Annotated in this window: 15 protein-coding genes; 2 read left to right on the top strand and 13 right to left on the bottom strand. The window is 37.8% G+C overall.

Annotated features, from left to right (window positions below; all coding sequences use genetic code 11):
* Positions 1–26: 26 nt before the first annotated feature.
* The 8 genes from BMZ31_RS07355 to BMZ31_RS07320 all read right to left on the bottom strand — a co-directional run bounded on the left by BMZ31_RS07355 (position 27) and on the right by BMZ31_RS07320 (position 5642).
* Positions 27–221, bottom strand: a complete 195-nt coding sequence (locus BMZ31_RS07355) for a hypothetical protein (protein ID WP_090831075.1) — start codon at positions 219–221, stop codon at positions 27–29.
* A gap of 99 nt (positions 222–320) precedes the next feature.
* Positions 321–1274, bottom strand: a complete 954-nt coding sequence (locus tag BMZ31_RS07350; protein WP_090831074.1) for an L-lactate dehydrogenase — start codon at positions 1272–1274, stop codon at positions 321–323.
* Positions 1275–1423: 149 nt separating this feature from the next.
* Positions 1424–2215, bottom strand: coding sequence for a DUF92 domain-containing protein (locus BMZ31_RS07345; RefSeq protein WP_175478026.1), 792 nt, complete (start codon positions 2213–2215; stop codon positions 1424–1426).
* Positions 2212–2778 (bottom strand): 5-formyltetrahydrofolate cyclo-ligase, encoded by a 567-nt coding sequence (locus tag BMZ31_RS07340; protein ID WP_090831073.1) that lies wholly within the window; start codon positions 2776–2778, stop codon positions 2212–2214. Before BMZ31_RS07340 ends, BMZ31_RS07345 begins: the two co-directional genes overlap by 4 nt.
* Before the next feature lie 63 nt (positions 2779–2841).
* The gene (rpmG, locus tag BMZ31_RS07335) at positions 2842–2991 is read right to left on the bottom strand and encodes a 50S ribosomal protein L33 (RefSeq protein WP_015594975.1); all 150 of its coding nucleotides are present in this window, start codon (positions 2989–2991) and stop codon (positions 2842–2844) included.
* Positions 2992–3047: 56 nt separating this feature from the next.
* Positions 3048–3668 carry a hypothetical protein gene (locus BMZ31_RS07330; protein ID WP_090831072.1) on the bottom strand — a complete coding sequence of 207 codons (621 nt, stop codon included), beginning with the start codon at positions 3666–3668 and terminating at the stop codon, positions 3048–3050.
* Positions 3668–5008 (bottom strand): glycosyltransferase family 4 protein, encoded by a 1341-nt coding sequence (locus BMZ31_RS07325; RefSeq protein ID WP_254778656.1) that lies wholly within the window; start codon positions 5006–5008, stop codon positions 3668–3670. Before BMZ31_RS07325 ends, BMZ31_RS07330 begins: the two co-directional genes overlap by 1 nt.
* A complete protein-coding gene (locus BMZ31_RS07320) occupies positions 4983–5642 on the bottom strand; it encodes a DUF4912 domain-containing protein (RefSeq protein WP_090831071.1) in 660 nt (219 codons plus the stop codon). Before BMZ31_RS07320 ends, BMZ31_RS07325 begins: the two co-directional genes overlap by 26 nt.
* Positions 5643–5967: 325 nt before the next feature.
* Here BMZ31_RS07320 and BMZ31_RS07315 point away from each other — a divergent pair, with 325 nt between their 5' ends.
* Together BMZ31_RS07315 and BMZ31_RS07310 are read left to right on the top strand one after the other, a co-directional pair.
* Complete coding sequence (locus BMZ31_RS07315; protein ID WP_090831070.1) at positions 5968–6342, top strand: hypothetical protein; 375 nt, start codon at positions 5968–5970, stop codon at positions 6340–6342.
* On the top strand, positions 6335–6832 hold the full coding sequence (locus tag BMZ31_RS07310) for an MltG/YceG/YrrL family protein (RefSeq protein ID WP_090831069.1): 498 nt from the start codon (positions 6335–6337) through the stop codon (positions 6830–6832). Before BMZ31_RS07315 ends, BMZ31_RS07310 begins: the two co-directional genes overlap by 8 nt.
* Before the next feature lie 42 nt (positions 6833–6874).
* Here the strand turns inward: BMZ31_RS07310 and phoU are convergent, their stop codons facing one another.
* The 5 genes from phoU to BMZ31_RS07285 form a co-directional block, all read right to left on the bottom strand.
* Positions 6875–7534, bottom strand: a complete 660-nt coding sequence (gene phoU, locus BMZ31_RS07305) for a phosphate signaling complex protein PhoU (protein ID WP_090831068.1) — start codon at positions 7532–7534, stop codon at positions 6875–6877.
* Positions 7535–7625: 91 nt separating this feature from the next.
* Positions 7626–8411 carry a phosphate ABC transporter ATP-binding protein PstB gene (gene pstB, locus BMZ31_RS07300; RefSeq protein WP_254778699.1) on the bottom strand — a complete coding sequence of 262 codons (786 nt, stop codon included), beginning with the start codon at positions 8409–8411 and terminating at the stop codon, positions 7626–7628.
* A gap of 70 nt (positions 8412–8481) precedes the next feature.
* Positions 8482–9360, bottom strand: coding sequence for a phosphate ABC transporter permease PstA (gene pstA, locus BMZ31_RS07295; RefSeq protein WP_090831066.1), 879 nt, complete (start codon positions 9358–9360; stop codon positions 8482–8484).
* Positions 9360–10307: a phosphate ABC transporter permease subunit PstC gene (pstC, locus tag BMZ31_RS07290; protein ID WP_090831065.1), complete on the bottom strand. Its 948-nt coding sequence runs from the start codon at positions 10305–10307 to the stop codon at positions 9360–9362. The genes pstA and pstC overlap by 1 nt, the downstream gene beginning before the upstream one ends.
* 71 nt (positions 10308–10378) lie before the next feature.
* Positions 10379–11338: a PstS family phosphate ABC transporter substrate-binding protein gene (locus BMZ31_RS07285; RefSeq protein ID WP_090831064.1), complete on the bottom strand. Its 960-nt coding sequence runs from the start codon at positions 11336–11338 to the stop codon at positions 10379–10381.
* Between the last annotated feature and the right edge of the window lie 323 nt (positions 11339–11661).

The raw sequence follows: 11661 nt of genomic DNA, 5'->3' as shown, positions 1-11661 counted from the left end.
AATAAAAAAAACCATCTGTGGTGATATCACCATTCAGATGGTCCTCCAAACACCGTATTCATCATCTTGTTTCTAATTCCTGGCATACTCATTACCGAACCAACTGCTAAACGGCGGAGCCAGCCAGTTCCTATCATGACATTTAACAGCCTGTATCTGTACCGATACCCAAAATACCCTAATGTTCCTATCATTAAGATGGACGATAACATACGCGACATGCTCTACCTCCCAACTATTCTCTATGCACTTCATTCATGTGCATCCAACTATAGTGTGAGAAGAAGTGTCGCTTTTTATCCTAAGTTTTCTACTTTATCTTATTTACTATCAAGAACAGGTCCCATCGTTTTTTTAAGAACATCCACAGAGTGAGCGAACTTCTGCTTTTCATCGGCATTTAAGTCAAGTTCAACGATTTCCCGGATACCTTTGCGATTTACAACAGCTGGGACTCCAATGTATATGTCACTCTGCCCATACTCCCCATCAAGGTATGCAGAAACGGTCAAAACAGAATTTTCATCCTCTAGGATGGCTTTAGTCAATCTGACTAATCCCATAGCAATTCCGTAATAGGTCGCTCCCTTGCGTTGAATAATATGATAAGCAGCGTCCCTCACATTTAAGAACAATCCGTCCAAATCTGCTTGTTTATAATCGTCGTTTTTCTTTACCCAGTCTGAAATGGGTCTGCCTGCAATATCCGCATGACTCCACACAGGAAGTTCTGTATCACCATGTTCACCGATAATATATCCATGGACATTCCTTGTATCTACGTCAAAATATTCACCAAGTAAGAAGCGGAAACGAGCTGTATCAAGGATCGTCCCTGAACCGATTACACGTTCTTTTGGCAATCCAGAATACTTCCAGACAGCATAGGTAAGGATATCCACAGGATTTGTTGCTACGAGGAAAATCCCATCAAATCCACTGCCCATAACTTTTTCCACGATCACTTTGAAGATACGTGTATTTTTCTCAACAAGATCCAGTCGGGTTTCACCAGGCTTTTGGTTGGCACCTGCACAAATGACAACTAAATCTGTATCTTCACAATCAGAATAGTCCCCATACCAGATTTTTGTACGAGAAGGAGCGAATGGCGCGCCATGATTGAGATCCATGGCATCTCCTTCCGATTTTTCCTTATTCAAGTCTATGAGGACCAATTCTTCTGTAATTCCTTGATTTAATAATGCGAATGCATAACTTGATCCAACAAAACCCGTTCCGATCAATGCGACACGATTCACTCGATTCAACATATAAAATACCCCCAAATAGTGCAATTGACTTCTTCATTATCTCCATTTATAAATGAATTCATGAATGAATTAAGAAAATAGATAATGGAACATAGACAAATTATACTAATGTTTTCATAGTGTAAACCTAGTAATTTGTAGCGATATTGTTACAAAAATGAAATTAGGGAGATGTAGGCTAATAACATAGACAGTAAACCTGAGAGGAAATTGACAAAATCATTATCAATGATTAGATATCCACTCAATCTCACGTTCCTCTTTCCACAATGACTCTTTTTCTCCGTTTCTATCCCACAGACGGTGCATTGATAAGTTTGTTGAAAGTAAGCTCCGATAATCGTATCAATCATATTCCCTAAAAAACCAAAAACAAAAACGATCCATAAATCTTTAGTTGAATGAAGATTGAAAACCCATTTTCCGACTATAGCAATCAAAAATGACCCCATTACCGCGGAACTTGTGCCTAATAAGCTGATCGCACCAGAGGTTCCTTTTTCAACCCTCTTAAGATTCTTAATGAAAATAGGTTTCTTTCTACTTAATGAACCAATCTCCGATGCCCATGTATCTGAATTCGCACTTGCAATGGCGATACAAAAAAGCACCAGCCAAACATTATTGGGATTGATGAATTGAATCAAGCTAATGGCCGCAGCCGCACCACCGTTGGCAGCCACTTGCTGCCAATCTCTTTTGCCGTCCTTTTCCAATTTCTCTTCAATCGACTTTTTCTTTGCACTTTTATATTTCGACCAAAATGTTGAAGTGGCAAAAAATGTACCAAGGAGAATAAGACCTGGCACTCCAAAGCCTATATATACACAAGAGCCGACAATAATTGCACTTATCGAACCAGAAATGGTCAGTGAGTGAGTTAGGTAGCCGAGGAAACTGATTATGAGAATCGAGAAAACAACTATGGCATCTATTATCATTTTATAGGAATAACCTCTTTGTCCGTTATGATCTTCTTTACAGCGATGTCATGGCCTTCTACCATTAACTCCTCTACAAGCTGTGATTGAAAAGCCAAGGAAATCGTATGACCAGAGTAATTCTGCAGGTAACGGTCATAATAACCCCCTCCAAAACCGAGTCTAAACCCATCCCTTGTGTAACCTAAACCAGGAACAATGAGTAAATCTATCTCTTCTTTATGTATGAGCCTTGTCTTATCCACAATCGGTTCAAGTAATCCATAATATACTGACTCTAGCTGCGAATAGTCGGTAATCTCCCGGAATTCCATCTTGCGGGATTTTGGATGACATTTAGGAACAACAATTGTTTTTTTCTGATTCCATGCCTCGATAATAATCTTACGTGTATGTACTTCTGGTTGTTTGGAAATTGTTATCCCAATTGTATTGGAATTATTCCATTCCGGCTGTTGATAGAGGAGTTTTGCAATGGTATCTGAAGATTGCTCATAGAGGTGGTTAGGCATATTTGATAATTGTGATTTTAATTTTTTTCGCAAAAGATCTTTTTCATTCATCTCTGAATCCCCCTGCAAACAATATTTTTAGACAACAAAAAAAGCAGCAGGAAGCCCTACTGCTTATTTTGTTTCACGATGTGCTGTTGTACGCTTTTCTCTTGGGCAATACTTCTTTAGCTCAAGACGATCAGGATTGTTACGTTTATTTTTTGTAGAAATATAGTTACGATCTCCACACTCTGTACAAGCTAATGTGATATTAACGCGCATGTAATTTCCCTCCAAACGATTTCAAGCTAGTTCGTTTATACGACTTTTCTATAATATCACCTTTCTACAGGAAATGCTAGTCTGTTTTTTAAAAGTGATGAATCAAGTTGAATGACTTCGTTTTTTGTCTCTCCTTCTATCATCCATGTATATAGACGAACCCCTGAATTTCCTTGTAAATTCACGTTTAGACTAAAAACACTGCCTACTTTCCCTTTCGCCATTGGCTGATATTTCAAAATTCCTTTTTCCGAAGATGACCAATAAATTTCATCGTCGATATTTATGCTTGATTGAGTTGTACTTTGTTTCATGCCTTCACCCTGGCAGCAACCATTTACAAGGATGACCTTGTGCTCTATGAAATGAAGAATAACATTTTCTGCAGGAGACACAAAGGTCATGTGCTCATGTCCTGCTGTTTTCATCTGGTGTTTGGAAAGTAATTTGAGATTAATATCATGAGACTGGTGATTCGTAAGCTGGATGGAATACAGTCTAATATTAGATTCGATATCTTCCACTGTAGTTTTTATTCCTATATGATCCCAATGGTCAGATGTATCTTTTAACCAGTGTATTTCCCCATTTTTCCATAAGCCTGTAGAACATAAAAATTGTTCTAAACTATTCACTTCTTTTTTAAATTCAATAGTTTCTGTAAAAGGTTTCATCATCAGTTTGACACCTTCAATGTATTATTGTCTTTCAAATCATTTTCGGTATCTACTTTATGCAAAAGAACGAGGTCTTGCATTAATCGCATTGTATTGGTTGCCACCCTTGTCCAACTGTACATGCTTTCCACTATTTTTTTACCATTTTGCCCCATTTGTTCGGCCTGCTTAGGATTTTTAATTAGATACAGCAAATGGTTCACCAAATCTTCGGCATTGCCAGGATCCATCTGCATTCCTGTTTGTAAGTGTTTCACAATTCCCTTCAAGCCACCCGTTTCCGAAACAATTGTCGGCACTCCTTGACTCATCGACTCTAAGGCAACAATTCCAAACGGTTCATATAAGCTAGGAAAAACAGCGATGTCACATTCTGAGAACAAAATATCTCTTTGGTTATTATCAATATAGCCGAGGAAAAACACGTCCTCTTCTAAACCTAAATCTCTTACCTTTTGTCGGTATCCTTCAAGCATCGGTCCTTTTCCACCAATCAAGAAATATACATCAATCTTCATTTCTTTTGCTATTTTAGCCGCAGCAATTAAGGTCTCAAAACCTTTTTCCTTCACAATCCTTCCTAATGAAAAGACCATTGCTTTCTCTGGAAAGTGTGGGAACACAAAAGAATGACTTTCGTTGGAGGACATTTTACAATGAATACCATTAGGGAGGACCGCGATTTCCTTTTCGGTTGCATCAAAAACCGAGAGCAATTCATTTTTCATAAAGTCGCTACAAACGATCACTTGATTCGCCTCATTTATCAATTGTTGCTCTTTTTGATAGATGAACCTTTGAAGTTCAGTGTGGATTCCATTATTCCTTCCATATTCGGTTGCATGAATGGTAGCAAGTAATGGAACTCTTAAGGTGTTCTTTAAAGAAATGGCAGCACCGCAGACGAGCCAATCATGCGCATGGATAAGAGAGGGCAGATGATTTTTTTCGACCAAATCCATCGCTTTCCTAACCATGGCTAAATTCAAGCCTCCAATCCAATAAGAGAAATCTGGATCATCTTGGTTTAGAGGAGTTACTCGATGTATATGGACTCCATTCATATTCTCGTATTCTTCAAGACCTGGACGCTGAGAAGTCAAAACATGGACTTCACAGTTCACTTCGTTAAGAGCAGTTGCAAGTCCATAAGTATGCGCGGCTAATCCACCTAAAATATTCGGAGGAAACTCCCATGTTAAGATAAATATTCTTAATGGTTCATTTAGCCCTACATCTTGAACATGTTTGGCTTCCTCATGGTTAATAATCGAAGAAGAAAGTGAATGATTCGTTACACCGTCGTCATATAGGCTAGCGTTTCTTTCTCGGTTCATCATAGCCTTCTTCCCTTTCTACTAGATATTTTTGATAGTAAGTATAGGTACTAACGTGATCATGCCAATTTGGAAGGTTGTTTACGCTAATGGTCTCTTCTCTGTCATACACCTTGCCACTTTCTGATAGGGCAAAAGCTTGATTAGAACGTAGAATAGGGAAATACTTATTTCCCGTTAATAGAACCCCAAATTCAGCCATGTAATCCCTCTCAGGCTGAAGCCCTTTGACCGTCCATGCTTTATGGGTGTTAGGAACCGCTAGTTCATATAATTTATGTCCATTGTGACCGGAAAAAGAAATACCCGTTACATCAAAAATCCTAATCAGATGCACGAGGTCATTGTAGTCTTCATTAAAATATGAGGTGACTAATTCTTTTTCTGCTTCACTTATACACCAAACGATTCTTAATTTCTTATCAGGTTTAAAAGCGATGGATAGACTGGATTTCCCAAACTTGGAATCCCCGGATTCTTTTTGAAGGACTCCATCTTCACTGATTGCGGCCTCTGACTGTTTGGACATCCATTTAGTCCATTGATACTGGACTTTCCCAACAGTTGAATCAAGTTCATGGGCAATTCTTCTAAAAGATAATCCTTTATTTTTAAGAAAAATAATTTCTTCTATCATGCCATCCCTCTTTTCTCCAACCTCATATGATATGAGCTCCGTTCAGAATTTATACATAATTTCTACTAATAATGTTATCACTGACTGCAGACATGGACAATGAACGCATTTTGTCGTATCTTGTGGGAGTTGAGAGGGATACTATTGGCGAGGGAAAAAATTTTAACAAATATAAAAAGAAGGAAAAATAAACGGTTGATTCGACATTTAATTCCCATATTTTCAATTAAATGTGACAAATTTTACGATTGTTTTACGAAATTCCGAAATCAGCATTTTTAATGATAAAATGTTATTTCAGACTAATATGTAGAGGTGTTATAAGATGGAACTAATTATGTTTATACTTCTAGGAATATCTATTCTATTGATTGTATTGTCTTTCTTTCAAAAAGATCCACTGAAAGAATTAAAGGATGAAATAGATCAATTTACAATTCAACAAGTTCAAGATTTGTATCAAATAAAGAAGAAAATGAAAGTTTTAGAAGAAGAATTACTTGTAAATGAGGTTGAATTGCCAAAATCGGTTTACAATAGTGAAAAGAAAGAAATTCACGATATTATTAAAAATCAAGTTATTGCCCTTTCACAACAAGGAAAAGCAATTGATCAAATTGCAGCACAATCTTCCCTTTCGATGGAAGATGTATACGGCATATTAAGAGAATCAAAAGAACGAGGAACACGTCATGAATAGTAGAGTAATTAGAGCATTTGCATTGGGTATTGTTTTTGCAGTCAGTATCCTAGGCACGTATTATTATGTAAAAGATGTAGGCGTATCAGGAGAACTTAATGAACAGTCTGCTAAAAAATACTTAGAAAAAAAGAATTTTGTAGTATTAACTTCAGATGAGTATAAGAAAACACAGTTCAAAGAAAAAGCAGTAAAAAAAGAAACCGCCGCTAAGAAAAAGGAATCTCCAACCACTAGTTCGATTGAAAAACCTGCTGCACCAGTTGAAAAGAAACCGGAAGTCATTAATTATTCACTGTACATTGTGAGTGGGATGACCTCAGGTGAAATTGCAGAAGTGTTAGCAAAACAAAAAATCGTAGCTAATAAATTTGAATTCGAACAATATTTAATTAAAAATAACTATCATACAGAAGTCCAATTAGGTACCTTTGAAGTAAATAGTGAAATGACATATGAGGAAATTGCAAAGGTTATAACAAAAAGTTAAGGAACGGCATTTGCCGTTCCTTAACTTTTTTTCATGAAAGCCTTAGTTGTTCAAGTCGTATCTTCTTCCTTTAACTAGGTAAAAGATATTCTCAGCGATATTTGTTGTATGGTCGGCTGCTCTTTCTAAATAACGAGCAATAAACGACAACTGAGTAATCTGTGGTAAGTCGTCAGGATTTTTCTGATTAAGTTGAAGAAGTTCTCGAATCGTTTGTCCGTAGAGGTCGTCAACTTGATCGTCCATTTCTGCAACTTTTTTAGCCAAAATAGTATCCTCGTTGTTAAAAGCCTCTAATGACAGTCTCAACATATCTTTATTTATCTCGTGCATTTTCTTGATATGTTCGATTGGCTTGATCAACGGATCTTTGCCGATTCTGATTGTGGACTTTGCAATATTTACAGCGAAATCGGCGATTCTTTCAATATCCGTCGCAATCTTGATCGCCACGATTACCCTGCGCAAATCTATCGCAACGGGCTGTTGTTTTGCAATAAGTAAAATGGCCATATCATTGATCTCAAGTTCGAGAATATCTGCATGCTCATCATCTTCAATGATCTCAAGAGCAAGATCAATATTTTTTGTTTCTAAAGCCTCTAATGAACGATCAAGTGCCTTAATAGCGAAGTTCCCAATTTCTAGAAGTTTTCCTTGCAATTCATTTAAGTCGTCATCAAATTTCCCGCGAGTGACCATATATAATACTCCCTTCGAATTCCAGATTAGTCAAAACTCGCACGAATCTGATCGCACGAGTTCAACCTTTTACTAATACCATTATTACACATCAACCGAAGCGTCCGGTAATATAATCCTCTGTACGCTTGTCGGAAGGATTTGAGAAGATTTTATCCGTCTCAGAAAATTCAACAACCTCACCATTCAAGAAAAAGGCTGTTTTATCCGAAATACGTGCAGCCTGCTGCATATTATGAGTAACAATGATGATACTGTAGTCTTTTTTCAAGTCTTGTACGAGTTCTTCAACTTTAAGAGTAGAGATAGGATCTAGCGCCGATGTAGGCTCATCCATTAAGATAACATCTGGCTCGATTGCTAAACAACGAGCGATACACAAACGTTGTTGCTGTCCGCCAGATAGTCCGTACGCATTTTGATTTAGACGATCCTTTACCTCATCCCAAATGGCTGCTCCACGCAAACTTTTCTCAACAATTTGATCGAGAATTTTTTTGTCGCGAATTCCGTGAATTTTCGGACCATAGGCAACATTTTCATAGATTGATTTAGGAAATGGGTTCGGTTTTTGAAATACCATGCCCACTTTTGTGCGCAATTCTTCTACTTGATAAGACTTATCGAGTATGTTTCTGTTTCGATATACAATTTCACCAGAAGTACGAACGCTTGGCACTAGTTCAATCATACGGTTTAAAGTCTTGATATAAGTAGACTTACCACAGCCAGAAGGCCCAATGATGGCTGTAACCTCGTTTTCCATGATATCTAGATCAATATTCTTCAAAGCATGGTTCTCACCATACCATAAGTTTAATTGACTCGTTTTATATACGATTTGACCTTTATTCACCGCTTCGTTTTGTTTAGTCATTCTTTCTCTATCAACAGATATAGTTGTATTCATTGAAATTGCCTCCTTCATCCATTTAAGCCTTCAACAATTAATATCTTTTTTGGAACTTATTCCTTATCAATACAGCGATGCTGTTCATAAATATTAATAATGCCAGTAATACGATGATTCCTGCGGCTGCCAAGGCGTGAAACTCTTCTTGCGGGCGGCCAGTCCAGTTGTAAATTTGCATGGGCAAGACTGTAAACATATCAAATACAGTTCGTGGTAAGAACGCCAGGAATAAAGGTAAACCAATGACAACAAGTGGAGCCGTTTCACCGATTGCTCTCGATAACGCTAAAATTCCACCTGTAAGAATTCCAGGAATCGCTGCTGGAAGTACCACTTTAACAATGGTTTGCCATTTCGTCGCTCCCATTCCATAGGAAGCCTCTCTTAGCTCTCGAGGTACAGCGCGAATCGCTTCTTGAGCAGATACAATAATGACGGGGAGAACGAGTAAGCTCATAGTAAAACCTGCTGCAAGTACACTTGTTCCAAGTGCAAGTGCACGTACAAATACCGTTAAACCAAGAAGTCCGAAAACGATTGATGGGACACCTGCTAGGTTAGAAATATTAATTTTAATAAAATCTGTATACCAGTTCTTATTGGCATATTCTTCAAGATATAAAGCCGTTCCGACACCCAATAATAATGAAACTGGCGCAACAACGCCCATTAACCATATACTTCCAATTAAAGCTGTATAAACGCCTGCCTGTTCCGGTCTTCTTGAAGGCAAGCTTTGCAAAAATTGCAAGTCCAAATAACCAATTCCTTGAGCGAATATCCGATATAGCAACACACCTAAAACGACTAATCCAAACATTGTAGCTGCAAAAAAGATAGCTTTTGAAAAAGTGTTTGATACCAATCGTGACTTCATTCGTTTGATAACGGAATCGTGATTGATGAATTTCATTAGTATTCCTCCCTAAAACGACGGGTGATGTATTGTGCGAGTAGGTTCATTAGTAGAGTGAACACAAATAATGTCATCCCCACAGCATAAATACTGTAGTAGATCGTTGTTCCGTACCCTGCATCACCTTGGCTCACCTGTACAATGTAGGCAGTCATCGTTTGGATTGAGTTGGTAACATCCCAACTTAAATTTGGAGTCGATCCCCCCGCCACTGCTACTATCATCGTTTCACCAATTGCCCGAGAAACAGCAAGAACGATGGAAGCTACAATACCTGATACAGCAGCTGGTAAAACAACTTTTAATGCAACTTCAAATTTTGTTGAACCTAATGCTAAAGCTCCCTCGCGCATTGAATTGGGAACAGATGACATCGCATCTTCTGAGAGAGATGCGATCATGGGTGTGATCATAATCCCAATTACAATTCCTGGACTCAAAGCATTGAAAATTTCTAAGGAAGGAATCATTGCTCGTAAAATCGGTGTGACAAATGTTAAAGCAAAAAATCCGTAAACAATGGTAGGAATGCCTGCTAAAACTTCTAAAATCGGCTTAATAATGCGGCGCATCCGATCGGATGCATACTCGCTCAAATAAATGGCTGAAGCCAATCCAATAGGAACTGCTACGATGGTTGCTATAATTGTGACTTTTAATGTTCCAGAAACCAAAGGTAGAATTCCAAATGACCCTTCTTTTTCTGAGAATGGGTACCATTCTCTCGCTGTAAAAAATTCTTTTATTGAAACAGTATCGAAAAAAATAAACGTTTCAAAAATCAAGGTTAAAACAATACCTATGGTTGTTAATACAGAAACTGCAGCTGCAAGAAAAAGCAGGATTGGCATAATTTTCTCGGTCAAGCCAGCTGCACTTCTTTTACTCTTTTTTTCACTGATCATTTCCTGTACAGAGAAAGAATTCGTATCTCGAATAGCCAAAATGAAAACCCCTTTCATCCACATGACAAGATGAGAAGCATAGGATCATGCTTCCCATCATTTAATTGATATTATTTCTTCAGTGCCTCTAAAGCTTCAAGATCTTTTGTGTACTCTTCTTTTGGTAATTTTACATATCCAACTTCTTCAGACATTGCTGCAGCATTTTCAATCGTGAATTTCACGAAATCATAAACTTCTTCTTGATCTTTTACTGCAGAATTTTTCACATAAGTGAACAACGGACGTGAAAGTGGAGCATATTCACCAGATTCAATTGTCTTGTTATTCGGTTCTACTGGACCTTTACCGCCATCGATCGGAACTACTTTTAAAGAGTCTTTGTTTTCAAGGTAGTAAGCATAACCAAAATATCCAATTGCATTTTTGTCGCCTTTCACACCTTGAACCAAGATGTTGTCGTCTTCTGAAAGAGTTGCCTTCTTAACAATTGGTTGCTCTTCTAGAATAACTTCATCAAAGTAATCAAATGTACCAGAGTCAGTTCCTGGAGAGTAAAGTTTAATTTCCTTGTCCGGCCAACCAGCACGGATATCAGACCATTTCTTCACTTTACCGTCTTCAATCCAAATCTTTTTCAATTCATCGATTGTCAAGTGATCAACGAAATCATTATCTTTATTTACAACCACAGAAAGTCCGTCAAATGCCAACTTTAATTCTGTGTAGTCGATTTTAGCTTCTTCTAATTTTGCTTTTTCTTCATCTTTAATTGGACGTGAAGCGTTGCTTAATTGTGTTTCACCTGCGATGAATGCTTCAAAACCGCCACCTGTACCTGATGCACCAAGAGAAACTTTAACGCCTGGTTGTTCTGCACCATATTCTTCAACAACTGCTTCCATGATCGGGAATACTGTGGAAGATCCATCAACTTTTATATCACCTTGAAGTTGCTTTGCTTCTTCACCAGCTTTGTTAGTTTCGGCTCCTTGTGAACCACAAGCTGAAGTGACTGCTAGCACACCAGTCATCATTGCTGTCAGTGCTAATTTCTTAAAGCTTTTCATTCCCTAATTCCCCCTACGAGATATGTTTGTTTTGTCTTACAGTTAATACAATAAAGCAGAAGCGTAAACTGAGTTTTAATACATTGTAAAGGTTCTGTAAATTTACATGTACTTATCGTAAATGTGGATGAACTTAGGATTGGAATGCATCCCCTTTAAATCGTTATATAGGAAGGGATTTTTGTTAACCCTTACTTTAGTATGTACAACTAGAGATTTTTAATAAAAAAAACTCAGTTACAGTTGCATGTTGATTTCCGCTACAGGCATTCCCTTTTCCCGAAGGATCCGTATCCTCCGTACCAATCAACATGGTACATAAA

It is taken from the genome of Bacillus sp. cl95 (genome assembly GCF_900115925.1).
In the GTDB taxonomy this organism is placed as follows: domain Bacteria; phylum Bacillota; class Bacilli; order Bacillales; family Cytobacillaceae; genus Neobacillus_A.
Note: the sequence above shows the minus strand (reverse complement) of the source record. Positions and strands in the feature narration are given on the sequence as shown.